We start from the raw sequence: 24,336 nt of genomic DNA on the forward strand, positions 1-24,336 counted from the left end.
TAAAAAAAATAATATATTTGCAGCTATTTAAAAAAAATGTGGTTGTTAAACTATGTCATCATTTAAATAAATTGCAAAAAACTTTAAAAAAAAAATTAAAAATGATGAGATTAATGATATCAAAAACTTTTCTCTTGTGTTTAAAAAAAAATTGTATCTGTTTTTTGTTTCTTGTTAATGTTACCGTTTTCTCTCAAGACAAACCTCTATCATCCCAAACAAAAAAACAATCTTTGTACACTGATATGAACGAAGATGATTTGATGAAAACAACAAACGACTTAATTACAAGAAAAGAATATAACAAAGCAACCTTTTTTTTATCACAGCACTACAGTAATTTTTCTAACAATTTAAGGGTAAATTGGATTTACGGCTATGCCCTTTCTATGAATGGCGATAAAAAACAGGCAGAAGCTAAATACATAAAAGCAATTTCTATTTCTCCTGATAATAAAAACCTTCAAATAGATTATGCTAGGTTTCTTTATGATATGGGGAAAATTGATAAAGTAGCGTCTATTTTATCTAAATTTATGGACTCTGAATCTAAAAATGCTGAATTATTATTAATGCAAGCTAATATTAGCTTTTGGAAAGGTAATTTAAACAATGCACGAAAGAAAATTGATAGAATTCAAGAAATCTATCCCAATTCAAAAATTACGAATAGTTTAGCACAGCAAATAAACGAATTATCTGCGGTTTATCTAAAAACCAATTTTGAATACCAATCGGACTCGCAACCTTTAAACTTTTTTGCTCAACATATAAATCTAGAACAATATAAATCTAGATTTTTAAATCCTAAATTAGAAATATCTAGCTATCATTTTTCACCTCAAAAAGAATTAGCGATCATTGTTAAAGCCAGCAATAAATTTCACTTTAACAGATTAAAACTTATAGCAAATCTGACTGGAGGGGTTTATAAAAATCTTTCCGGAAAAGCAGATTGGGTTGGTAGTCTTAATTTTAGTAAAAAATTAATCCAAAACCTATCATTAAATCTAGGATTTTCTAAAAAACATGAGCTAGGTACAATAGCAAGCACTGCTTTTAACTTAACGTCTCAAAATGTTTTTGGAGAAATAGATTACGAAAATAAATGGTTACTATTTTATGCCGGATACAATCAACAATTTTTTGAAGAGGATAATGAAAGAAAATTAAAAGACAATGAAATACAGTCAATTGGAACTTGGGTTTTAACTCAACCTATAAGTATTAGAAAATTTAATTTTCAATTGGGGTATAGTTACAGCTATACAGATGCAAAAGATGTTTTATTTTTTTATGACAATGAAGGTGTAGGTGCTTATGACCCTTACTTTACACCAAAGAAACAACAAATTCACTCTGGCTTATTCATCGTAAATTATAAACCAACAAAAAAATTATTAGTTGAAGCAAAAGTGAATTATGGTTTTAATGCTACCATAAGAAATCCTTACTCTATAAATAATATTGAAGTTGATGGTTTCTATGATGAGACTTTTACTCCTGTAGAATATACAGGAAGTATTAGTTACAATTTATCAAATCGTTTCGGAGCAAAAATCACATATATAAACCAAGAAACATTTTTCTACACAAGAGAAAATTTTAACCTAGGATTAAATTTTAATATTTAATGAATTCAAAATTACGGAACGATTTATGGAAATTTAAGGAGGCTAAAAGAGTAACTAGCCTAGACAAAGCTATCTTCTTAGGATTAACACTTGCGGGATTAATAAGCATGTTTAATTTAATGGAATGGTGGTTTAGAGCAGAACATATTGATAATTTTTTTTTATTTATTATTTTAAGTTTATTTTTTGGCTACGGAAATATTAGGATAGCTCTAATCTGGATTAATTATTTACGCATTCAAAAACCAAAAGAAGTACCTGTTCCAGAAAAAAACTTAAGTGTTGCTGTTTTTACAACCTCTTCTCCTGGAGAGCCTTTATCGATGTTCGAAAATACTTTTAAAGCCCTAAAAAACTTAAACTACCCTCACACATCTTATTTACTAGATGACACAGGAGATGTAGCCTTTAAAGAGCTAGCAGAAAAATATGGGGTGGTATGGTTAGATTTACCAAATATACCAGGAGCTAAAGCAGGTAAAATTAATGAAGCTTTAAAAATAACAAAAGAAGATTTTATTTTAGTTCTAGACCCAGATCATATTGTCTTTCCTAATTTTTTAGATCAAACACTAGGATTTTTTCAAGATGAAAAAGTAGGCTTTGTTCAAGTAAGTCAAGGTTATTACAATATGTTTCGTTCTTTTACTGCGCAAGCAGCAGCAGAACAAACCTATGTCTTTTACGGACCTACACAAATGGGTCTGTTTGGTTATGGTGGTGCTGTAGCCATTGGTGCAAATTGTACTTTTAGAAGAGACGCATTAGAAAGTATTGGGGGGCATGCTAAGGGTTTATCAGAAGATTTAAATACATCAATTAGAATTCATTCAAAAGGATGGAAATCGATATACAATCCTGTAATTGTAAGTCGTGGTTTAGTTCCTGAAGACTTTACTTCATTTTGTAAGCAACAATTAAAATGGGCAAGAGGGGTTTTTGAAATGCTGTTTGATGAAATGCCAAAAGCCTCAAAAACATTAACTTTTTGGCAAAAATTATCGTATTTATCCATAGGGACCTACTATTTAGTTGGACCAATGACTGCCTTCTTTATTTTTGTTCCTTTGTTATTTTTTACAACAAAAATAAGTCCTGCTAGTATGGATTTTACTGAATTTATTCAACTAGGAGCCCCTATTGTATTAGTTGCAATATTGATATATGCCCACGCTCAAAGTTTTTTGTGCGATAAGAAAACAGAAAAGGGGATTCATTGGAGAGGTATGGTTTTAAAGTATTCTTGTTGGCCTGTATATACGTATGCTTTTTGTTTAGCCATCATTAATAAAAAAGTTCCTTATATCCCAACAGCAAAAGTAGCCGTAAAAGGTTTTATGAGTCCTTTTGTAAAACCACTAATTTTATACTGTATTGTATTTATATTTGTCCTAGTAGGAGTTTATATTGAAAGAAGATATATGCTTAATACAAGTGAATTGATTCTTTCTGCCGAAAAAACTTGGGGGATGATAGGATTTGCAATGATTGCTTTTATCCAATTTTTAGGAGGCATAGTAGCTGCCTATAAATCTTTATATCTCAAAGCAGAAAATGCTTGGAGCAGAGTAGTAATAACAGCAGATAAAAAATTTAAAGTCAAATAACAAAAATATGCGCTAATTTTTTTTAGTAGAAAAAAGCCGATTCGCATAGTAAGAATATAAAAAATATAGTAAAAGTAGCACCAAATATAAAATAATTAAGGAGATTGAAAAACACATCTATGAATACAAAAACTAATATTATTTAAGGAGCAATTCCCTCTAGAAATAATGTGTTTTGACAATTTATAGATAACAATAAAAAAATAAAGGTTTCGAGGCCAGAATTAGCATTGAATAAGGCTTTACAATCGATCAACATCAAAAAAAAATATGACATCATTTAAAAGAATTTTTAATGTATTGCTGGCCGTAGTGCTAGGTTATTTTATAATTTACGGTTTAGCATCTGTAAGTAAAAGCTCTAAAGGCCCAATAGGAGGATTTCTAGAAAACTTAAGCAATATGGTTAAAAACTTTGAGCAAGATAATATATTAGAAAAAAGAGAAAAAAATAGAGGAAAAAAATTAGAATGGTTTAATGATCAAAGAAACAATAAGTTCGCCCTTCTAAAAAGCAAAAGTATTCTTTTTGGAGCCGCAGATGATAATAATGGAAAATCTTATGAAAATATTATCAATTTAGAAGACTCGTTAGCAATAACATTTCCTATTATTCAAATTTACAGAGCTTGGGGAGAAAGTAAAGAACATAAATTTCCTAAAAATGAAGTTGATGCAATTATTAGGATTGGGTCTGTACCAATGATTACTTGGGAACCTTGGTTGACAACATTTTCAAAAGAAAATTTTCCAAAAATTAAAGATATGGAGCAAAGAGACAATCATGGACTGTCTTCTGTTGCCAATGGTGATTATGATGTTTATATAAAAGAATGGGCAACAGATGCAGCAAAAGTAGGTCATCCTATTTATTTGAGAGTAGGACATGAAATGAATGACTCATATCGATATAAATGGGGGCAATGAATAATGATCCTTCAGAGTTTGTTGCTGCATTTAAACATGTAAAAGATGTATTTGATTCCGTTGGAGCGACAGATATTATATGGGTTTGGAGTCCACATATAGCTAAAGGGAAGTTTCCGGAATATTACCCAGGAAATGACTATGTAGATATTATTGCAACAGGAGCTTTGAATTATGGAACCAGTGCAAACTTTAGTGACTGGTGGACTTTTGAAGAGACTTTTGGTAAATATTATGACCAATTAGCTTCTTTTTACAAACCAATAATGATTGCAGAATTTGGTAGCTTAAAAATAGGTGGAAGTAGAGCGAAATGGTTTGGAGATGCTTTTGAAAATTTTAACACTAAATATCCTTTTGTAAACACAATTTTATTTTTTCATTATGCAAGTGATAAAACTCTTACTTATAATAAAGATTTAAATTGGGCTATAAAAGATGATCCTGAAGTGACTACTGCAATCAAAAATGCTCTAAAAAAGTGGCCATCAAATATCAAGCAACCAGGAATGGAGTAACTATTATTGACCTTAGTAAGTTTTGAAGTAAAATCATATCTACTATTTATCAATTTAAATTTTTTCTATCGGCGCTAGTACGAATAGTGCTGATTGTTGTGTACTTTATTCCATTACAGCTGCTTATATAAGTGCAAATCTTTGTTTATTTTCAAGCACGTATTAATCTTTCAGTATTCAGAAACCGCTATCTTTTAAAGCACGTATCTTACCTATCAGATCTTTACATTTTTTTTGAATGTAACACTAGAATTGTCATCTATTGTAATCATCAAATAACCATTAAAATGCAGAAGAAATACGTAACTTGTACGTGCATAGAAAGATGAGCGCACCAATAATTACGTTTATCACTAAAAAGCTAAGAACTCCTTCGGATAAAGACCTTCAAAAATGGATTAAAAAATTATGATGAAACTACATATAACAGATACCTTCACCCAAGAAAATCCCTCAGATACCGTTTTAAAAAACTCTAGAAGACAAGTTACTGAAGCCGTTTTTTCATATGTTAATCCAAAAAAAACGGAAGCACCACAAGTTATTCATGTTTCTCAACAAATGGCGACTGAATTGGGTATTTCTGCACAAGAAACAAATTCAGATATCTTTAAAAATATTTTTACTGGAAATACTATTTATCCAAAGACAAAACCTTACGCCATGTGTTATGGAGGTCATCAATTTGGCAATTGGGCAGGACAATTGGGTGATGGTAGAGCCATAAATTTATTTGAAGTTGAACACCATAACAAAAACTGGAAAGTACAATTAAAAGGCGCAGGCGAAACACCATACTCAAGAACCGCAGATGGTTTAGCTGTGTTACGCTCATCGGTTAGAGAATATTTATGTAGTGAAGCGATGTTTCATTTGGGGGTGCCAACAACCCGCGCCTTGTCCTTATGTTTGTCTGGTGATCATGTTTTGCGCGATATTTTATATGATGGAAACCCTGCCTATGAAAAAGGGGCAATTGTTTCCAGAATTTCGCCAAGTTTTTTACGCTTTGGAAGTTATGAAATTTTTGCAGCCAGAAAAGATATTAAAAACTTAAAGTCACTAGTTAATTATACCATCAAACATCATTTTTCGCATTTAGGAGCTCCATCTAAAGAAAGTTATATCCAATTCTTCAAAGAAGTTTCCGTGCGCACTTTAGACATGATCATTCATTGGCAAAGAGTTGGTTTTGTACATGGCGTAATGAATACAGATAATATGTCTATTTTAGGTTTAACCATAGATTTTGGGCCTTATGGTTGGCTAGAGGGCTTTGATTATGGTTGGACACCAAACACCACAGATAACCAACATAAACGATACAGGTATGGAAATCAGCCTAATATTGGTTTATGGAATTTGTATCAACTCGCAAATGCTTTGTATCCAATTATTGAAGATGTAGCGCCTTTAGAAGAAATTCTAAATCAATATAAAGTTGACTTTCAAGAGAAATCTTTTCAAATGATGAAATCTAAATTAGGATTATTTTCTGATCATGAAAATGATTTAAACTTGATTCAAACTTTAGAAGATAATTTGCAATTCGTTGAAACAGACATGACCATTTTCTTTAGAAGTTTAAGTAATTTTTCTAATGAAAAAACAGCTTTTGAATTGATTAAAAAAGCGTTTTATGATTTAGATAATATTTCTGGTGATGTAAAAAATCAATGGAATTTATGGTTTAAAAATTACAATAGAAGATTGCAACTAGAATCACTTTCTCATGCGCAAAGAAAAGAAAAAATGAATGCTGTAAACCCTAAATATGTTTTGCGCAATTATATGTCTCAATTAGCAATTGACAAAGCAGATGAGGGTGATTATTCTTTAATTGATGTATTATATCAACTATTAAAAAGCCCTTATTCTGAGCAACCAGCAAATGAAAAATGGTTTGCAAAAAGACCTGAATGGGCAAGAAATAAAGTGGGCTGTTCAATGTTATCTTGCAGTTCTTAAAAAAAATACATATGAAATTAGGATTAGGAACAGCCGCTTTAGGAAGGCCACAATATATTAATGTTCGTGCGGGGAACAGTAATAATTCTGATTTGGAAGCTTTCAGAAAACATAGTTTTTCAGTTTTGGAAGAAGCCTATAAACTAGGTGTGCGATATTTTGACACAGCTCCAGGCTATGGTTTAGCAGAAAAATTAGTTTTAGAATGGTTGCAAACTAAAAACGACGACTCTATTGAAATTGCCACAAAATGGGGATATACCTACACCGCAAATTTCGATGTAAACGCAACTATACACGAAGTAAAAGAACACAGTTTCTCTAAATTAAATGAACAATGGAATTTCTCTAAACAACTACTTCCCTACTTAAAAGTATATCAAATTCATTCTGCAACTATAGAAACAGGAGTATTAGAAAATAAAGAGGTTTTAAAACAACTGGCTTTTTTAAAGAAAGAATATAATCTAAAAATAGGTTTAACAACCACAGGAACAAATCAAGTTGAAATCATTAAAAAAGCATTAGATGTTTTGGTTAATGGAGAACAATTATTTGACATGTTTCAAGTGACGTATAATTTTTTAGATCAAAGTTTACTGGAGATTTTTAAGGATTTAATGCAACAAAATAAATCGATTGTTATCAAAGAAGCATTAGCAAATGGTCGAGTTTTTAGAAACCAGCACTATAAGCATTATGATGAAATGTATGCTGTTTTAGAAAGTTTATCAAAAAAACACACCGTTGGTATAGATGCAATTTCTTTAAAATATTGCACACAAACAATTCCCGAAAGTATTGTTTTAAGCGGGGCCAGTGATATTGGACAACTAAAAGAAAATTTAAAATTGACTTCTTTTTCTCTTTCTCCGGACGAAATTAAACTGTTAGATTCTTTAAAAGTAAGCTCAAAATTTTATTGGGCAGAAAGAAAGAAATTACAATGGAATTAACAAAAATCGGTTTTGGAGGTGGTTGTCATTGGTGCACAGAAGCTGTTTTTCAAACTTTAAAAGGAGTATCACAAGTAAACCAAGGCTGGGTTGCTTCAATAAATGAAAATAACACTTTTTCAGAAGCTGTTATTGTTCAATTTGATGATCGAAAAATTGATTTAAAAACATTGATAGAAATTCATTTATTGACCCATAAAAGCACGAGTAATCATTCTATGAGAAATAAATATCGCTCTGCAGTTTATTACTTTTCTAATCATCAAAAAGAAGAAAGTGCACATATAATTAAAGTATTACAATCAAATTTTGAAAATAAAATTATTACTAAAGTATTAGAATTTAAAAATTTCAAACCCTCATCAGAAGAGTTTCAAAATTATTATGAATCTAATCCTGAAAAACCATTTTGTAAAACACATATACATCCAAAATTGAAGTTAATAATGCAAAAATTTTCAAAAAACATTGATCAGCGTAAAGTAAATCATATTAATCCGACTATATCATAAATCAGACAATTATGAGCATACTACAAAACATTAAAAATTATTTCACTTCTAAAGCTGAAGAAAATACATCAGAAAAAGCACCTGTTGGAATTTGTCCAAATTGTTGGGGAAAACAAGAATGGGAAGGTGAGTTTTATACATTAAACAAAAGAAATAAATTGGTGGGCTATGATCAGACTTACAACAATTTCATCAATAAAATAGTAGAAAAAAATGTAAGTGGAATTAGTATCAATGAAGATACTTACAAATGTGAAACTTGCGAGATAAGCTATACATAATAACTTTAAAAGTTCTATATTTAAAGCTCAATTTTCATTATTCTAAATGATTCACGAACTTAAAGAAATTATTAATCAAGCATTAGCCAATCAGCAAAAGGGATTGAAAAATGTCTTGGCTACTGTTGTTTATTTAAAGGGTTCTTCTTATCGAAAACCAGGAGTTAGAATGCTCATTTCTGAGGATTTAAATACTGTAGGAGCTGTAAGTGGTGGCTGTGTAGAAAAAGAAATTATTCACAGAGCGAGCAGTGTTTTTTTAAATAATCAATCAAAAATAATTACCTACGATGGTCGATATAAATTAGGTTGCGAAGGCATTTTATATGTTTTACTTGAACCCTTCTTTATTTCTAATGCTTTTATAAACACTTTTTCTGATGCATCTGCAAATAGAGAATCCTTAAAAATAGAAAGTTATTTTTCAAAAAAAGATGAAGCTTTTGGTAATTTTGGCTCTCTAATAACTTTTAAAAATAACGAGCAATTTGTGTTTTCAGATACTTTTGATTTTAAAACTAAAAAGAATATTAACATTTTCACTCAAACCTTACAACCAAACTTTAAATTAATAATTATTGGAGGTGAGCATGATGCTGTAAAACTATGTAAAATTGCTTCCAATTTAGGATGGCAAATTGACGTAATCACCTCAATAAAAGACAGTAAACAAATCAAAGATTTTCCTGGTGCGAATACCTTAATTGGTAATACTCCTGAAACTATAGAGTTTTCTAACATTGAAGAAAATACTGCTATTGTAATTATGAATCATAGTTATGTGCAAGATTTAAAATATGCTGTAAAACTTTCTAAATATTTACCAAAATATATTGGAATTTTAGGGGCACCAAAAAGAAGAGAACGTTTATTTAATGAACTTTTTGAGTTTGTACCTGATATTTGTGATGAATTTTTGGAAACTATTTACACACCCGCTGGTTTGCATATTGGTGCCCAAACTCCAGAAGAAATTGCACTTTCTATTGTTGCAGAAATACTCTCTGTCATTAGAAAAAAAGAACCGTTTTCATTAAGAGAATTAAATGGGAAAATTCATAGTTAACGGATGAAAAATATTGCTGTTTTAATATTAGCTGCTGGAAAATCATCAAGAATGCACAGCATAAAACAGTTAGAAAAAATCAATAACAAAACGCTTTTAGACATTACTTTAGAGAAAGCAAAAAGGATTTCTCCTACTGCTACTTTCTGTGTTTTAGGCGCCAATTCTGATCAAATAAAACAAGGTATCACGATAGAAAATATTGAGCTTATTGAAAACAACAACTTTGAAGATGGCTTGAGTTCAAGCATCATTTCTGGAATTCAATATTTTAGAAAACAACAATTAAATTTCGATGGTGTTTTTATTTTGTTGGCGGATCAACCTGCAATTAAACTCTGGTATTTAGAAGCTATGCTGAATTTATTTCAAGAAAATAAAAACCTAATTATTGCATCAAATTATGGAGTAAAACTGGGTGTTCCTGCTATTATTCCAGAGAAATATTTTAACGATTTACTATTGATAAAAGGAGATCAAGGAGCTAAAATTTTTATCAATAAAAGGAAAAGTGAAGTTCTTTGTCCAAAATCAACCACAAACTTCTTTGATATAGATACAAAAGAAGACTTGCAGCTCTTTAAAAAATCAATTTTAAATAGTTAATTTCGCGCCTATGAAACTAATCAAAAATTTATTCTTTCTTATAATAGTTCTAATGATTTCTGCCTGTGCATCAATGAAAATGCAGGTTGCAGAAAACCAAAACCTAGAATATAAAAAAGATAGTTCTAAATTGATCCACTCGTTTTACTTAATTGGTGATGCTGGCAATTCAACTTTAACTAAAGACGCTCCTGCTTTACGTTATTTAAAAGAAAAAATTAAAGGAGCCCCTAAAAAGTCAACACTTCTTTTTTTAGGAGACAATGTGTATGAAAGTGGAATTCCGAAGAAAAGTTCTAAAAAATATCCTTTAGCGCAAAGAAGAATTACAGCGCAGACTGAAGTTGCTGAAAAATTTAAAGGAAAATCAATTTTTATTCCAGGAAACCATGATTGGTATAATGGTTTAAAAGGTTTAAAACGAGAAGAAAAATTAGTTGAAAATGTATTGGGTAAAAATTCTTTTTTTCCTCAAAATGGATGTCCTTTAGCAAAAGTTGAAATTTCTAAAGATATAGTTTTAATTATTATCGATACACATTGGTATCTAACAAACTGGGACAATCATCCAACAATAAATGATAAATGTGAAATTAAAACTAGAACAAAATTTTTTGATGAATTTGAAGGTTTAATAAAAAAAGCAAGGGGTAAAACAACCATTGTAGCAATGCATCATCCGATGTTTACAAATGGTTCTCATGGAGGCAAACACTCTTTTTCAAGCCATATGAGTCCTTTACCGATTTTAGGAACTATCAAAAATTTAATTCGAGAAACCTCTGGGATTTCAAATGCAGACATCCAAAATAAAAAATACAATGCACTTAAAAAACGTATCGTAACACTCTCTCAAGAAAATGACAAAACCATTTTTGTTTCTGGTCATGACCACAATTTACAATACATAGTCCAAGATAATATTCCTCAAATTGTAAGTGGTTCTGGCTCAAAAACAATGGCTACAAAATTGTCTAAAGGAGCAAAATTTACATATGCGGCTCAAGGTTTTGCAAAGTTAGACATTTACAAGAATGGGGCATCAGAAGTAAGTTTTTATGCTATAAATGATAGTAAAATTGTGTACAAAACTCAAGTACTCTCAGCCAATGAAAAAAAGACTTTTACAACGTTCCCAAAAAATAGAATTACAGAAAAAAAAGCATCTATTTATACTAAAGAAGAAATCACAAAGAGCAAAACATATCGTTTTTTATGGGGTGAACGTTATCGAAAATATTTTGGAACAGAAGTAAAAGCCCCAACAGTAAATTTAGATACGCTTTTTGGTGGGTTAAAACCTGTTAGAAAAGGTGGAGGACATCAATCTAAATCATTAAGATTAAAAGACAAAAAAGGACGCGAATATGTGATGCGTGCCTTACGAAAGAATGCTGTACAATATTTGCAAGCTGTCGCTTTTAAAGATCAATATATTGAGGGACAATTTGATGGCACCGCCACTGAAAATTTATTATCTGATGTTTTTACAGGCTCACATCCTTATGCACCCTTTACCATCGGAAAACTGTCTGACGCAGTAGGTGTTTATCACACAAATCCTGTTTTATATTACATACCAAAACAAAATAGTTTAGGACATTTTAATGATGAATTTGGTGATGAATTGTACATGATTGAAGAACGTGCTGCTTCTGGTCATGGAGACAAAGCTAGTTTTGGTTTTGCGAACAAAGTAATTAGTACAGATGATTTATTAAAAAAAATAAACAAAAACGATACTCATATTTTAGATGAAGAAGCCTATATAAAAGCCCGCTTATTTGACATGTTAATTGGAGATTGGGATAGACATGAAGATCAATGGAGATGGGCCGTATTTAAAGAAAAAAAGAAAACTATTTATAGACCGATTCCTAGAGATAGAGATCAAGCATTTTCTATTTTTGGTGATGGTGCTTTGTTAAATACAGTGACTAAAATAGTGCCTGCATTGCGTTTAATGCAGTCTTATTCAGATGAATTAAAAAGCCCTAAATGGTTTAATTTAGAACCTTATCCTTTAGACATGGTTTTAATTTCAAAATCCGATAAAAATATTTGGAATAACCAAGTGAAATTAATTCAAAATAATATCTCAGATGCTGTTATAGAGGATGCTTTTACTAATTTTCCTGAAGAAGTTAAGGATGAAACTATATTAGAAATAAAAAGAAAATTACAAGGGAGAAGAAGTAATTTACAGAAAATTTCTGACTCTTATTTTAAACATATAAACAAATTTCAAATTATTAGAGGTACTCAAAAAAATGATTGGTTTGATATTGAGAGATTGGAAAATGGAAAAACAAAAATTACAGTCTACACCATAAAAAAAGGTGCTAAACATAGGATGTTTCATCAGCGAATTTATAATACATCTGAAACGAAAGAAATTTGGATTTATGGTTTAGACGGCGAAGATAATTTCATAGTAAAAGGTGAAGAAAAAGACCCTATTAAAGTAAGAATTATAGGCGGCCAAAATAATGATACATACAAAATCTTAAATGGAAAAAATGTAATTATGTATGATTATAAATCGAAGAAAAACAGCTTTCAAACTAAAAATGGAAAAAAGAAATTAACGGATGATTATAATATAAATGTGTACGATTATAAAAAGTTAAAGAATAGCCAAAACGTATTTACACCAACAGTTGGTTTTAATCCTGATGATGGCGTAAAAATTGGATTTGCAAACATTTATACAGCTTATGGTTTTGAAAGAAATCCTTTCACTTCGCAACACTTAATTTCAGGTGCTTACTATTTTGCGACAAATGGTTTTGAGCTTAATTACTCCTCTGAAATTGCAAACGTATTTAGCCACTGGAACCTTGGTATAAATGCTACTTTTACCAGTCCTAATTACTCCATTAATTATTTTGGGTTAGGCAACAACTCTATTAATCTTGAAGCCAATGATTTAAAAGAAGAAGATTATAACCGAGTGAAAATTAGTAAATTCTTTACGGGTACTTTTATTCATTGGAAGGGCGATTTAGATGCAAAAATTAAACTTGGTGTTAAATATCAACAAATTAAAATAGACAATACAATTAACCGGTTTATAAATACTGATTTTACTGCAAATAATGATATTTTCGAAAAGCAAGAGTTTATAAATACCGAAGCAAGTTATCGTTATGAGAATTTAGATAATATTGCTTTTCCAACAATGGGTATGAAAACTGAATTAGTAGCTGGATATACATCAAACTTAAATAATAACAACAATTTTGGATACCTTATTCCTTCAATTTCTTTTGATTACAAATTAATTTCTAGCGGGCAATTAGTGTTCGCAACAAAATTGAAAAGTCATTTTACCTTTGGTGATTCTTATGAATTTTATCAAGCAGCAAACATTGGCGGTAATGATGGCTTAAGAGGATATAGAAATCAGCGTTTTACAGGCAAAAATTCATTTTATCACAATTCTGATATTCGTTTAAATTTAAGGCGATTTAAAACGAGTTTATTACCTTTAAACATTGGTATATTTGGTGGATTTGATTATGGAACTGTTTGGGGGCAACAAGACGACCTAGTTAAAAGCACGAAATTTAATACTTCCCTAGGAGGAGGAGTATTCTTTAACGCTGCAAACATGATGTCTGGGAATATTTCCGCTTTTAATAGTAATGATGGACTAAGAATCGCACTTACATTCGGATTTGCATTTTAAAATTTCATATGGCACAGATAGCATTAATTTTTGGTTCTTTATTTGGATTTACGGCTGTAATTTTTGGCGCTTTTGGCGCACATTTATTAAAGAAAAAACTAACGCTAGATAAATTACAAAGTTTCGAAACGGGTGTAAAATACCAAATGTATCATGCCATTGTATTACTTGTTTTAGGTTTTAATTTAGATACAAAGAAGAACATTGATAGCTATATAATTACTGCATTTATCATTGGCATTATACTGTTTTCTTTCTCTATTTATGGATTGGTAATTTCATCTGCAAAAAATAAAAAAGTAAAATTCTTAGGACCAATTACACCTTTAGGAGGTTTGTTTCTTGTGTTAGGTTGGCTGCTTATGCTTTATAAATTTGTAGTTTAATTAACTTTCAATTCGTATAAATTACCCCCTACTCCATGTGCTTTTTCATCAGTGATTAATAATGTATAGTTATCTTTAAAACATAGACCCTCTTTTTGAGTTCTGTGTTCTAATTCAATTTTCTTCACATTACCTGATAAAAAATTATCCTCTTTATAGTCAGAAAAAATAAGAATATTTTTTTGTGACAATAATGCCACTTTTTTACCATCAGCAGAAATATCCGCTGAAGTAATCCAACATTCTAAATCGTTACAATTTTCAAATTCACCAATTAATTTAGCAATGTGTTTTCCTTTTTTTGCAGGAAGCTTATACAAAAAGGTTTTTCCATATTTATTATGTACTCTACTTTTTGTGAAAATATACATGTAACCTTTGAAGTAAAAAAAGGCTTCTGCATCAAAATACAAACCTTTCTTTTTTGGTGGAAATTTATGCTGATTTTCATATGTAAATTCTATTCTTATAGCTTCAGTATTCTTCTTTTTTAAATACTTTTCTTCAATTTTTAGAATTGTTAAATTCTTTCTTTTACTTAGGTTATTACCAAAATCACCAATGTAAATATTTCCTTTTTCATCTGAAGTTAAATCTTCCCAATCATGATTTTTATTTTTTATATAAACTTCTCTTTTTATTTTACCTTGCTCAGAAACGGCATAAATTTTTGACTCATTCCCCCCATCGTTAAGCATCCAAATAAGATTTGAATTCCTTATTGTTTCATTTCCAGAAACTTCTTTTAGATCCTTGGGCAAATCTGCTAAAAAACTTAATTGCCCAAAATTTTGACAACTAATTAAGAATAGAAAAGTAAAAAAAGAAAAGATTTTTTTTAACATAAAAGGAAATCTATAAACATGAATACGCTATTGGCTTGTTATATTTTAAATTAAATTCTTTACCAACCGCCTGAAGCACCACCACCACCAAAGCTTCCACCGCCAAAACCGCCGCCAAAACCGCCCGATGAACCTCCACCTGAAGAACCTCCAAAACCGCCTCCTCTACCCGCGTTACTTAAAATAATTGTATCAAAAATAATATCTGCAAGAGAACCTCTTCTAAAACGTTTTCCTCCTTTTCCATTATTTTTATTTCCTCTAGAAAGTAAAATTAAAATAACAATGACAATGATGACAAAAATAATAATCCCTGGATCAAACTCAGACTCTTGCTTTCTTGTTCCTTTAAATTCTCCATTTAAAGTCTTAAAAATATAGTCCGCCCCTTTATCCAAACCCCTATAATAATCTTCTTTCTTAAACTCAGGTATAATTATTCTTTCAATAATTCTTTTGCTCTGAAAATCAGTCATCAAATATTCAACTCCTTTTCCATTTTGGATTGCAATTTTTCTATCCTCTTTTGCCAATAGAACTAAAATTCCATTATCTTTTTGTGCATCTCCAATCCCCCATTTTTCTCCCCAATTTGCGGCTAAATAATTAATATTTTCTCCTTCCGTAGATGAAACTATAGCAATTACTATTTGGGTAGAAGTACTATCCGAATAGCGAACAAGCTTACTCTCAAGATTAGATTTCTGTGAAGTTGATAATAAATTTATATAATCATAAACACTCGTTTGAAACTCTGGCTTTTCAGGAATTTCAAATCCTTGGGAAAAAAGGTTTAGAGCACACGTAAAGATTATAAAGGTGAATATTCTCCTAGCAATAACTGACAACTGACAACCTATAGCTAAATTTTTCATCCTTTAGAAATATCATTAGAAAGTTCATTTTCATCGTCAGCTTTCCATGGGAAGTGTTCTTGTAATTCTTCTCCAGCTTTTAAAACTCCATCCACAATTCCATGTTTAAAATCACCATTTTTAAAATGATTTTGCATTACATCTTTGGTAGAATTCCAAAACTCTTTTGGCACAACTTTATCAATACCTTTATCACCATAAATCACAAACTTTTTATCATTTACAGCCACATAAATTAAGACTGCATTGGCATCTTTTGTGTTGTCCATTTTTAACAGATGAAATACTTCTAATGAACGTTCATAATGCTCTTTTTCTGATGAAGCTTCAATGTGAACACGTATTTCACCAGAAGTATTTTTCTCTGCAATTCTGATAGCAGAAATAATTTCTTGTTCTTCTTCATGAGTAAGAAATGCTTCTACTTTAGACATTTTTATTCTTTTTTATTCTTAAAATCGAAGTTTATATTTGGAGCATTTTCTGAACCTACATTGGCTTGATATCTATCCATTTCATCAAAATTAAACATACCTGCTAACAAAGAATTAGGAAATATTTTAATATGTTTATTATAGTTATTTACGCCAGCATTAAAACGATCTCTAGCTACATTAATTCTGTTTTCTGTACCTTCTAATTGACTTTGTAATTCTAAAAAATTCGAATTCGCTTTTAAATCAGGATACCGCTCTACAACCAATAATAATTTTGATAAAGCGCCACTTAATCCTGCCTGAGCTTGTTGAAATTGAGCCATCTTTTCAGGGGTTAAATTGTTTGCATTAATAGTTGTTGATGTTGCTTTAGAACGAGCTTCAATAACTTGTGTTAATGTCTCTTTTTCAAAATCTGCTGCTCCTTGAACTGTTTTTACTAAATTTCCTATTAAATCATTTCTTCGCTGATAAGCACTTTCTACATTAGACCAAGTTGTTTTTGCATCTTCCTGCAAAACAACAGCTTTGTTATTGAATCCTTTAGCCCAATTGTATACCCCAAAAACAATGACAGCGATAACAATTACTGGAATTAACCATTTTTTCATAATTTCTAAATTTTAATTTTTATGTTGATGTTCTATTTTTTACAAATTTAGTCAATAATCTTTAGTCCTTAAAGGGATGTTCCTCCATCTAAAGTAATCGTTTGTCCTGTCATAAATTTTGTATTATCTGATGCTAACCAAACTGCAGCTTCAGCAATTTCTTCTGCTTTCCCATAGCGTTTCATAGGGATTACACTTCTCAAAATTGCATCCATTTCAGGTTTTGCTGCTATTAGTTGGTCTAATAAAGCAGATTCTGTATACCCAGGACACACTGCATTCACTCTAATATTTTTAGTCGCATACTCCATCGCAGCAGATTTTGTCATTCCTACTACTGCAAATTTACTCGCGCTATAACTTATATTGTTTGGAGATGCCTTTAAACCTGCTAAAGAAGCAATATTTACAATATTACCTGCTCCTTGTTTTAAAAATTGCACCAATGCCAACTTCATACAATAAAAAACACCTGTTTGATTTACAGCAATCACCCTATCCCAATCTTTTAAAGAGGATTCATGTGTCCTTAATAAATTTGGTCCAATACCAGCGTTATTTACAATTACATCCAATCGCCCAAATTCTTCAACAGTTTCATTGATTAAATTTTCAACTTCTTCAAACTTTGCGACATTTGCTTTTATAGGACGAGATGTGCCTCCATTTGTTACAATTTCTTCCGCAACTTTTTTTGCACTTTCTAAATCGATATCAGAAACTACTACGATTGCACCATATTTTGCAAAATGAATTGCTGTTGCTTTTCCTATTCCTGAACCTGCCCCTGTAATGATTACTATTTTATTTTTTACTTCCATATTATTTACAAAAAATTAAACGTGAATTTGATAATGCTATTGCCCTCGATTCTGCTGGATATTCAATATTTAAATTAAGATGATTGTGGTATAATTAATCAACTGATTTTGTTTTAATTGCCTTTAAAGCAAGCTTACAACATAATTCTGCAGCTTTATTTAACTTCGAAAAACGTGGATCTGTTGTCCATCCTTTAGAATATCTAAAATATATTTGCTGTGCAATTACAGCTATTTTGAACAATCCAAAAACATAGTAAAAAATCAAATTATCTACATTTCTTCCTGATTTTTTGGCATACATTTTTGCAATCTCACTTCTGATAGGATTTCCTACAAAAACAGTTGGAGAGGGAATTCCTTGTTTTATAAAATTATGATCAGATGCCACTGTCCAATATCCTAGAGAGGTTCCTAAATCCATTAATGGATCTCCTAAAGTGGCCATTTCCCAATCTAAAACTGCCGAAATTCCCTGCCAAGAATCATCTTTAAAAACTACATTATCATACTTAAAATCATTGTGTATTAAGCAATGGTCATATGCAGTTGGTTGATGTACTTTCATCCATTTCATGATTATTTCTGCCTCTGGAAAATCGTCTGTCTTTGCTTTTAAATACTGTTTTCCCCAATTAGAAACTTGTCTTTCTACATAGCCTTCTGGCTTACCTAAATCGCCTAAACCAACATTCTTATAATCTACATTATGCAATTCTACTAGCGTATCTAACCAAGAATTTGCGATGGTTTTATAGTCTGCCTCTGGAATATTTCTGTTTTGTGCTTCTTTGTAATTTAAGATGACTCCTTCTACTTTTTCCATTATGTAAAAATCACTGCCTAAGATAGCTTCATCATCAGAAAACCCATACATCTTTGGAACTTTAGAAAACGCTTTATACAAAGCACTTTGCACCTTGAATTCGCGACGCATATCATGTCCTCTTTTAATCGCTCCAATTGGTGGTTTTCTTAATACAAATTCTTTATTTTCAATCTCAAGCAAATAGGTTAGATTAGAATATCCATGTGTGAATTGTTGTATGGATAATTCACTTACCACAGAGTTAATTAATCCATTTTCTTGAAGGTACTTCTTCAATAAAACTTCATTTAATTCTTCTCCTTTTCTTACTTTTTGAATCCCCATTATTTACTTCCGTATTTTTTAATACAACTTTTACCTAGCTGATACATATGTACTTCGTCTGGACCGTCTGCTAAACGTAACATTCTTGAAATTGCAAAATAATGTGGTAAATAGGTGTCTGGTCCAACGCCTTTTCCTCCTAAAATTTGCATCGCTCTATCTATTACTTTTTGCGCCATATTTGGAGCGACAATTTTAATCATTGCTATGATATCTTTTGCTTCCTTGTTTCCTAATTTATCCATTTTATCAGCAGCTGAAAGTGTAAGTAAACGCGCTTGCTCTATTTCACATTGCGATTTTGCTATTTCATGCCGAATACTACTGTACTCATAAAATTTTTTCCCGAACGTTTCTCTTTCTAAAGTTCTTTTAGACATAAGCTCTAAGGCATATTGAGCCATCCCTACTAAACGCATACAATGATGAATTCGACCAGGACCTAATCTTCCTTGAGCAATTTCAAAACCTCTTCCTTCACCTAAAATTAAATTTTCTTTTGGTACTCTGACATTTTCTAAAATAATCTCGGCATGCCCTTCTGGCGAATCTAAATAGCCTAAAACTGAAAGTGGTCTTACAATTTTCAACCCTTTCGTATTCATAGGAACTAATACCATACTTTGTTGCTGATGTCTCGGTTTTGAAGCATCTGTTTTACCCATAACAATGGCAACTTTACAATGAGGATCCATAGCACCTGAAGACCACCATTTTCTGCCGTTGATTACATATTCATCACCTTCTAAAATAATGGAGGTTTCAATATTTGTTGCGTCTGAAGACGCTACTTGAGGCTCTGTCATTAAAAAAGCAGAACGTATATCACCCTTCATTAAAGGTGTTAACCATTGTTCTTTTTGAGTATCATTTCCATATTTTGCTAATACTTCCATGTTACCTGTGTCTGGCGCAGAACAATTAAAAATTTCTGAAATCCAGATTTTTTTTCCCATAATTTCTGCCAAAGAAGCATATTCTAGATTTGTTAATCCTGGACTTAAGTTTCCATAATCTTTCGGTAAAAAGAGATTCCATAATCCGATATCTTTCGCTTTTTGTTTGAGTTCTTCTGTTTTAGGCCAGCGCTTCCAAAGGTTATTAGGATCACTTTGATATGCAATATATTCTTGCTCTACAGGAACGATATACTCTTCTATGAAAGCAGATAATTTATGCTGTAATTCTTTTGATTTTTCTGAATATTCAAAGTTCATTAGTAAAGTTCATTTGTTTGGTCAAGCGCAAACAAGACCATTTTTAAATTATATAGTAGATAACTTCTCGACTAATATCGAGGAAATATTTTTATATCAACCTGCAATCATATAGCCTCCATCAGCAGTATAAACGCCGCCAGTCATATAATTTCCTGCATCCGAAGCTAGTAAACAGGCTAAACCAACCATTTCTTCTGGCATTCCCATCCTTCCTGAAGGAATTGTTTTTTCTAGCTTATTTAACATTTTTTCGTTTTGCCATAAAGCAGCACTAAATTTTGTTTTAATTAAGCCAGGGCAAATTGCATTGGCTTTTACACCATGTCTTCCCCATTCTTTTGCTTGATTTTTTGTCAACATTAAAATAGCTGCTTTGCTTGTACTATAAATACCTAAACCAAATCCAGGCGTTAATGCTTCCACTGAAGCTATGTTTATAATACTTCCTTTTTTATTTGTTTGAAAATGTGGCAGTACCAAATTAGATAAAGACCAAGGTGCTTTGACATTTATATCCATTATTTTATCAAAAATAGTTGGGTCAACATCTTCAATTGCCCCATAAACTGGATTGATGGCAGCATTATTCACCAATACATCAATTCGTCCAAAAATTTCCATTGTTTTATCAATCAAATTTTTGCGTTGTGCTTCTTTTCCTATGTGACAAGCAATTCCAACTGCTTTTAAACCCTCTGCTATAAACTCTTGTACAACTTCATCACAAGCTTCTTGATTTCTACTAGAAATTACAACTTGTGCTCCATTTTGTGCTAAACCTTTTGCAATAGCTTTTCCGATTCCTTTACTTGAACCTGTTACAATTGCAACCTTATTTTCTAAATTAAATTGTTCTGAAATATGTGCCATTATATAATATGTTCTTTATCTTTTTTAATTGTTAGAGTCTCATCATTCATTAACGATTCTACTAATGAATTTGTTTTTGGCACTTCATATTTAAAGTAAAATTTCATCGTATGAATTTTACTTTCATAAAAAATTTCTGAATATTTTCTATTCGTATTTGTTAATTCTTTTTTAGCGTCTACCGCCATTTCTAGCCATAACCAGCCTAAAACTACAATACTCATATATTCCATAAAGAGATTAGCGTCTGCCAAATAGCGTTCATAATTTCCTTTCATGGCAAAAGGCATTAAATGACTTAATACTTTTTGTGACTGTTTTAATTTATCGCCTAAAATAATAGCATATTGTTTTAAATCCTCATCTTTCGATGCCGCTAAAATTGTTTTCGTAATTTCACTAACCAATAATTCTAAAGCTTTACCATTTTGCATAGGTACTTTTCTACCTAATAAATCTTGCGATTGAATTCCTGTTGTTCCCTCATATAATGAAGAAATTCTAATATCTCTATAATATTGTTGTAAGCTGAAATCTGCACAAAAACCGTAACCTCCTAGAACTTGCAATCCATTATCTACAGATTCAGCACCCGCCTCTGATGGATATGTTTTTACAATAGGAATGATCATTTCTAACAACAAATGATATTTTTCTTTTTCTTCTTTGGAAGTTGCTGTTGTTACAATATCATGATATTTTGATGCCAAAAACACCAAACTTAAAGAACCTTCTACAATCGATTTTTGCAATAATAACATCCTTCTAACATCTGGATGCTCTATAATTAAACTCTGTTTTTCGGAAGGGTTTTTCTTTCCTGTGCTCCTTAGTTTTCTTCCTTGAGGTCTTTCGTTTGCGTATTGTAAAGAAGCCCTGTAAGCAGCCATTGAAATTGCTGCAGCACCTCTACCTACGGCTATTCTTGCACCATTCATCATTAAAAACATTTGTGCTAAACCTTTGTGTTCTTCACCCACAAGCCAACCTCTACAATCATCGGAATCTCCAAAACCTAGGTGTGTTGTGCAATATCCACGCTGTCCCATTTTTTGAAAATCGGCAACCGTCATTACATCATTGTACTCTAAAGTTCCATCTTCTTTTAATCTGTTTTTAGGAACGACAAAAAGAGAAATTCCTTTTGTTCCTTTTGGAGCGCCTTCAATTCTTGCCAATACTAAATGCACAATATTTTCTGCAAATTGATGATCTCCACCAGAGATAAATATTTTTTGCCCAGAAATTTTGAAATAACCTTCTTTTGTTGGTGTAGCTTTTGTAACGATATCCGATAAAGAACTTCCTGCTTGCGGCTCCGTTAAACACATCGTTCCTCCCCAAATTCCAGCAAGCATATTCGGCACATACGTCTCTTTTAAAATTTCGTTCCCAAACTCTAAAATTAATTCCGCTGCTCCTTGCGTTAAACTAGGATACCCTGGTAGATGATTATTAGCAGCATCCATGACATATACTGCTGCTTGCAATGCTGTAAACGGAATTTGTAAACCACCGTCTTTGTAATCAAAAGAAGCGGCGATTATGCCCATTTCTCCAGATTGATGCATTACCTTTTGAACCTGTTTATGAACAATTACGGTTCCATCTTTATGATATGCAGGAGTTTCATCCATTTCTTTGAAATAGGGGAACAACTCTCTATCAGAAAATTCCTTTACAGAATCAATAAATAAATCTAAAGATTCCAAATCGTGTTCTTGAAATCTTTCTCTTGATAATAAATCTTCTAATTTGTGAATATCATAAAGTATGTATTTAAGTGTTTCGAGGTCTACATACTTTTTTGGCATAATATTGATATTTTATAGTTGTTTTTAATTGCTAATCTATTCTGGTGTATCAGCTTTCACATCTCCAAATATAATAAAAATTATTATGCATGCATAGTAAATTCCGAAAACTAGATACACTTTATAGATTAAAAATTCAATCAATAGGAATCATAAAGTGTTTCCACTTCTAAAAAAAGTGATTTTTTAATCTTTAAAGTTGATTTTTAATTTTTTGAAGTTCTGCTTTTACGGTTTCTAGTCTGGTAATAATTTCGTGATTATTAAAAATACCTTCTGGATTTTTCTTGAGCTTTTGTTTAGCCCCATCTAATGTAAAACCTCTCTCTTTGACTAAGTTGAAGATTAATTTAAAATTTTTAATATCTTCTTGCGTAAAAAGCCTGTTGCCTTTTGCATTTTTCTTGGGCTTGATAATATCAAATTCCTTTTCCCAAAAACGAACTAAGGAGGTGTTTACTTGAAAAGCCTTGGCAACTTCCCCTATTTTGTAATATCTTTTTTCAGGTAAATTTACGTGCATAATTAATCTAAAGATTGACTTTCTTCTGACGTTTTTTGTAGGGCTGCGAATTCATCCAACGTTAAATTTCCGTAATAAAAATTTATAGGATTTAAAGGTCTACCATTTTTATGAACTTCATAATGCAAATGCGGAGAAACAGACAAACCAGTGTTACCAACAAAACCAATTAAATCCCCTCTTTTTACTTCTTGCCCTCTTTTTACCTTCATTTTACTCATGTGTGCATAAATAGTTTTGTAACCATATCCATGCTCTATGTAAACAACCTTACCAAAAGTGCTGCTTCTTTGAGCTCTGCTTACTTTTCCATTTCCGGAAGCATAAATTGGAGTTCCTGTTGCTGCCGTAAAATCCATTCCTTTGTGAAACTTCTTAATTTTTAAAATAGGATGCATTCTCATTTTATAGCCAGAAGCTACATAAAAATCGCCTTTTTCAATTGGTAATATCGCAGGAATAGAGGCTAACATGTCTTCTTTTTCTTTTGCTAAAGAAACAATTTCATCTAAAGATTTAGATTGTACCACCATTTGCTTAGACAAAACATCTACTTCTTTTGTAAGTTTTTTAATCAAATTAGAATTATCAAAACCCTCTAAATTTTTATATCTATTTATACCACCAAAACCAGCTTTACGCTGTTCTTCAGAAATCGGGTTTGCTTCAAAATAACTTCTATAAATATTATTATCTCTTTCCTGCAATTGTGATAAAATTAGAGCGTTTTCACCCATTCTCTTACCCAACAATTCGTAGTGTAATTTTAAATTTTCAAACTCTCTTTTTTGAATTCTTTCTGATGGAGACATAATAATTTGACTAAAGCCAATAAAACCAAAAAAAGCAATTAGGTTGACACCTAAAAATATAAAAAGTATTCTTCTATAATAGCTACTCTTATCTACAGTAATTTTTCTGTAAGAAAGCGTATCCTCATCATAATAATATTTTACTTTTGCCATATTGCTAAATGTACTATTTTTGTCGTTATAAATGGTTTTTAACTATAGAA

At 31.1% G+C, this 24,336-nt stretch carries 23 protein-coding genes; 12 read left to right on the forward strand and 11 right to left on the reverse strand.

Annotated elements, in window-relative coordinates; genetic code table 11:
* The first annotated feature begins 164 nt into the window (after nucleotides 1–164).
* From ATE90_RS11230 to ATE90_RS11285, 12 genes are all read left to right on the forward strand, one after another.
* Entirely contained in the window at nucleotides 165–1,634 is a 1,470-nt protein-coding gene (locus ATE90_RS11230; RefSeq protein ID WP_162178854.1) for a tetratricopeptide repeat protein, read from the forward strand.
* Nucleotides 1,634–3,241, forward strand: a complete 1,608-nt coding sequence (locus tag ATE90_RS11235) for a glycosyltransferase family 2 protein (protein WP_052107619.1) — start codon at nucleotides 1,634–1,636, stop codon at nucleotides 3,239–3,241. Before ATE90_RS11230 ends, ATE90_RS11235 begins: the two co-directional genes overlap by 1 nt.
* Before the next feature lie 270 nt (nucleotides 3,242–3,511).
* Nucleotides 3,512–4,168, forward strand: a complete 657-nt coding sequence (locus ATE90_RS11240; protein ID WP_101451421.1) for a hypothetical protein — start codon at nucleotides 3,512–3,514, stop codon at nucleotides 4,166–4,168.
* Nucleotides 4,165–4,686 carry a glycosyl hydrolase gene (locus ATE90_RS11245; protein WP_101451422.1) on the forward strand — a complete coding sequence of 174 codons (522 nt, stop codon included), beginning with the start codon at nucleotides 4,165–4,167 and terminating at the stop codon, nucleotides 4,684–4,686. The genes ATE90_RS11240 and ATE90_RS11245 overlap by 4 nt, the downstream gene beginning before the upstream one ends.
* Before the next feature lie 411 nt (nucleotides 4,687–5,097).
* Entirely contained in the window at nucleotides 5,098–6,654 is a 1,557-nt protein-coding gene (locus ATE90_RS11250; protein ID WP_036788733.1) for a protein adenylyltransferase SelO, read from the forward strand.
* A gap of 11 nt (nucleotides 6,655–6,665) precedes the next feature.
* Nucleotides 6,666–7,610, forward strand: a complete 945-nt coding sequence (locus ATE90_RS11255; RefSeq protein WP_036788673.1) for an aldo/keto reductase — start codon at nucleotides 6,666–6,668, stop codon at nucleotides 7,608–7,610.
* Complete coding sequence (locus ATE90_RS11260) at nucleotides 7,601–8,122, forward strand: peptide-methionine (S)-S-oxide reductase (protein WP_036788670.1); 522 nt, start codon at nucleotides 7,601–7,603, stop codon at nucleotides 8,120–8,122. The genes ATE90_RS11255 and ATE90_RS11260 overlap by 10 nt, the downstream gene beginning before the upstream one ends.
* Nucleotides 8,123–8,133: 11 nt before the next feature.
* Nucleotides 8,134–8,403: a hypothetical protein gene (locus tag ATE90_RS11265; protein WP_036788667.1), complete on the forward strand. Its 270-nt coding sequence runs from the start codon at nucleotides 8,134–8,136 to the stop codon at nucleotides 8,401–8,403.
* A 46-nt stretch (nucleotides 8,404–8,449) separates the two neighbouring features.
* Nucleotides 8,450–9,469: an XdhC family protein gene (locus tag ATE90_RS11270; RefSeq protein WP_036788664.1), complete on the forward strand. Its 1,020-nt coding sequence runs from the start codon at nucleotides 8,450–8,452 to the stop codon at nucleotides 9,467–9,469.
* A 3-nt stretch (nucleotides 9,470–9,472) separates the two neighbouring features.
* Nucleotides 9,473–10,075, forward strand: a complete 603-nt coding sequence (locus ATE90_RS11275) for a nucleotidyltransferase family protein (RefSeq protein ID WP_036788662.1) — start codon at nucleotides 9,473–9,475, stop codon at nucleotides 10,073–10,075.
* A 10-nt stretch (nucleotides 10,076–10,085) separates the two neighbouring features.
* A complete protein-coding gene (locus tag ATE90_RS11280; RefSeq protein WP_036788658.1) occupies nucleotides 10,086–13,766 on the forward strand; it encodes a metallophosphoesterase in 3,681 nt (1,226 codons plus the stop codon).
* A gap of 8 nt (nucleotides 13,767–13,774) precedes the next feature.
* Complete coding sequence (locus tag ATE90_RS11285; protein ID WP_036788655.1) at nucleotides 13,775–14,152, forward strand: DUF423 domain-containing protein; 378 nt, start codon at nucleotides 13,775–13,777, stop codon at nucleotides 14,150–14,152.
* On the opposite strand, the gene ATE90_RS11290 is transcribed toward ATE90_RS11285, so the two are convergent.
* The 11 genes from ATE90_RS11290 to ATE90_RS11340 all read right to left on the reverse strand — a co-directional run bounded on the left by ATE90_RS11290 (nucleotide 14,149) and on the right by ATE90_RS11340 (nucleotide 24,286).
* Nucleotides 14,149–14,997, reverse strand: a complete 849-nt coding sequence (locus tag ATE90_RS11290) for a hypothetical protein (RefSeq protein WP_036788652.1) — start codon at nucleotides 14,995–14,997, stop codon at nucleotides 14,149–14,151. The two genes, ATE90_RS11285 and ATE90_RS11290, sit on opposite strands and share 4 nt — an antisense overlap.
* Before the next feature lie 59 nt (nucleotides 14,998–15,056).
* Entirely contained in the window at nucleotides 15,057–15,872 is an 816-nt protein-coding gene (locus tag ATE90_RS11295; RefSeq protein ID WP_052107617.1) for a TPM domain-containing protein, read from the reverse strand.
* Nucleotides 15,869–16,306 (reverse strand): TPM domain-containing protein, encoded by a 438-nt coding sequence (locus tag ATE90_RS11300; RefSeq protein WP_036788649.1) that lies wholly within the window; start codon nucleotides 16,304–16,306, stop codon nucleotides 15,869–15,871. Before ATE90_RS11300 ends, ATE90_RS11295 begins: the two co-directional genes overlap by 4 nt.
* A 2-nt stretch (nucleotides 16,307–16,308) precedes the next feature.
* Nucleotides 16,309–16,920: a LemA family protein gene (locus ATE90_RS11305; RefSeq protein WP_036788646.1), complete on the reverse strand. Its 612-nt coding sequence runs from the start codon at nucleotides 16,918–16,920 to the stop codon at nucleotides 16,309–16,311.
* A 68-nt stretch (nucleotides 16,921–16,988) separates the two neighbouring features.
* Nucleotides 16,989–17,741 carry an SDR family NAD(P)-dependent oxidoreductase gene (locus ATE90_RS11310; protein WP_101451423.1) on the reverse strand — a complete coding sequence of 251 codons (753 nt, stop codon included), beginning with the start codon at nucleotides 17,739–17,741 and terminating at the stop codon, nucleotides 16,989–16,991.
* A 94-nt stretch (nucleotides 17,742–17,835) separates the two neighbouring features.
* Nucleotides 17,836–18,894 (reverse strand): phosphotransferase family protein, encoded by a 1,059-nt coding sequence (locus ATE90_RS11315; protein ID WP_036788641.1) that lies wholly within the window; start codon nucleotides 18,892–18,894, stop codon nucleotides 17,836–17,838.
* Entirely contained in the window at nucleotides 18,894–20,111 is a 1,218-nt protein-coding gene (locus ATE90_RS11320; protein ID WP_036788638.1) for an acyl-CoA dehydrogenase family protein, read from the reverse strand. The genes ATE90_RS11315 and ATE90_RS11320 overlap by 1 nt, the downstream gene beginning before the upstream one ends.
* Nucleotides 20,112–20,207: 96 nt before the next feature.
* On the reverse strand, nucleotides 20,208–20,984 hold the full coding sequence (locus ATE90_RS11325; RefSeq protein ID WP_036788635.1) for an SDR family NAD(P)-dependent oxidoreductase: 777 nt from the start codon (nucleotides 20,982–20,984) through the stop codon (nucleotides 20,208–20,210).
* Nucleotides 20,984–22,798 (reverse strand): acyl-CoA dehydrogenase, encoded by a 1,815-nt coding sequence (locus ATE90_RS11330; RefSeq protein ID WP_101451424.1) that lies wholly within the window; start codon nucleotides 22,796–22,798, stop codon nucleotides 20,984–20,986. The genes ATE90_RS11325 and ATE90_RS11330 overlap by 1 nt, the downstream gene beginning before the upstream one ends.
* Nucleotides 22,799–22,991: 193 nt before the next feature.
* Entirely contained in the window at nucleotides 22,992–23,321 is a 330-nt protein-coding gene (locus ATE90_RS11335) for a MerR family transcriptional regulator (RefSeq protein WP_036788629.1), read from the reverse strand.
* Between the two features lie 2 nt (nucleotides 23,322–23,323).
* A complete protein-coding gene (locus tag ATE90_RS11340) occupies nucleotides 23,324–24,286 on the reverse strand; it encodes a M23 family metallopeptidase (RefSeq protein WP_036788626.1) in 963 nt (320 codons plus the stop codon).
* Between the last annotated feature and the right edge of the window lie 50 nt (nucleotides 24,287–24,336).

The sequence above is a fragment of the Polaribacter sp. Hel1_33_96 genome, assembly GCF_002846595.1.
In the GTDB taxonomy this organism is placed as follows: Bacteria; Bacteroidota; Bacteroidia; order Flavobacteriales; family Flavobacteriaceae; genus Polaribacter.

Excerpts from the sequence above, each read along its gene's own strand:
- ATE90_RS11235 (WP_052107619.1), top strand. The coding sequence starts at position 1,634 with ATGAATTCAAAATTACGGAACGATTTATGGAAATTTAAGGAGGCTAAA.
- ATE90_RS11240 (WP_101451421.1), top strand. The coding sequence starts at position 3,512 with ATGACATCATTTAAAAGAATTTTTAATGTATTGCTGGCCGTAGTGCTA.
- ATE90_RS11245 (WP_101451422.1), top strand. The coding sequence starts at position 4,165 with ATGAATAATGATCCTTCAGAGTTTGTTGCTGCATTTAAACATGTAAAA.
- ATE90_RS11250 (WP_036788733.1), top strand. The coding sequence starts at position 5,098 with ATGAAACTACATATAACAGATACCTTCACCCAAGAAAATCCCTCAGAT.
- ATE90_RS11255 (WP_036788673.1), top strand. The coding sequence starts at position 6,666 with ATGAAATTAGGATTAGGAACAGCCGCTTTAGGAAGGCCACAATATATT.
- ATE90_RS11260 (WP_036788670.1), top strand. The coding sequence starts at position 7,601 with ATGGAATTAACAAAAATCGGTTTTGGAGGTGGTTGTCATTGGTGCACA.
- ATE90_RS11265 (WP_036788667.1), top strand. The coding sequence starts at position 8,134 with ATGAGCATACTACAAAACATTAAAAATTATTTCACTTCTAAAGCTGAA.
- ATE90_RS11270 (WP_036788664.1), top strand. The coding sequence starts at position 8,450 with ATGATTCACGAACTTAAAGAAATTATTAATCAAGCATTAGCCAATCAG.
- ATE90_RS11275 (WP_036788662.1), top strand. The coding sequence starts at position 9,473 with ATGAAAAATATTGCTGTTTTAATATTAGCTGCTGGAAAATCATCAAGA.
- ATE90_RS11280 (WP_036788658.1), top strand. The coding sequence starts at position 10,086 with ATGAAACTAATCAAAAATTTATTCTTTCTTATAATAGTTCTAATGATT.
- ATE90_RS11285 (WP_036788655.1), top strand. The coding sequence starts at position 13,775 with ATGGCACAGATAGCATTAATTTTTGGTTCTTTATTTGGATTTACGGCT.
- ATE90_RS11290 (WP_036788652.1), bottom strand. The coding sequence starts at position 14,997 with ATGTTAAAAAAAATCTTTTCTTTTTTTACTTTTCTATTCTTAATTAGT.
- ATE90_RS11295 (WP_052107617.1), bottom strand. The coding sequence starts at position 15,872 with ATGAAAAATTTAGCTATAGGTTGTCAGTTGTCAGTTATTGCTAGGAGA.
- ATE90_RS11300 (WP_036788649.1), bottom strand. The coding sequence starts at position 16,306 with ATGTCTAAAGTAGAAGCATTTCTTACTCATGAAGAAGAACAAGAAATT.
- ATE90_RS11305 (WP_036788646.1), bottom strand. The coding sequence starts at position 16,920 with ATGAAAAAATGGTTAATTCCAGTAATTGTTATCGCTGTCATTGTTTTT.
- ATE90_RS11310 (WP_101451423.1), bottom strand. The coding sequence starts at position 17,741 with ATGGAAGTAAAAAATAAAATAGTAATCATTACAGGGGCAGGTTCAGGA.
- ATE90_RS11315 (WP_036788641.1), bottom strand. The coding sequence starts at position 18,894 with ATGGGGATTCAAAAAGTAAGAAAAGGAGAAGAATTAAATGAAGTTTTA.
- ATE90_RS11320 (WP_036788638.1), bottom strand. The coding sequence starts at position 20,111 with ATGAACTTTGAATATTCAGAAAAATCAAAAGAATTACAGCATAAATTA.
- ATE90_RS11325 (WP_036788635.1), bottom strand. The coding sequence starts at position 20,984 with ATGGCACATATTTCAGAACAATTTAATTTAGAAAATAAGGTTGCAATT.
- ATE90_RS11330 (WP_101451424.1), bottom strand. The coding sequence starts at position 22,798 with ATGCCAAAAAAGTATGTAGACCTCGAAACACTTAAATACATACTTTAT.
- ATE90_RS11335 (WP_036788629.1), bottom strand. The coding sequence starts at position 23,321 with ATGCACGTAAATTTACCTGAAAAAAGATATTACAAAATAGGGGAAGTT.
- ATE90_RS11340 (WP_036788626.1), bottom strand. The coding sequence starts at position 24,286 with ATGGCAAAAGTAAAATATTATTATGATGAGGATACGCTTTCTTACAGA.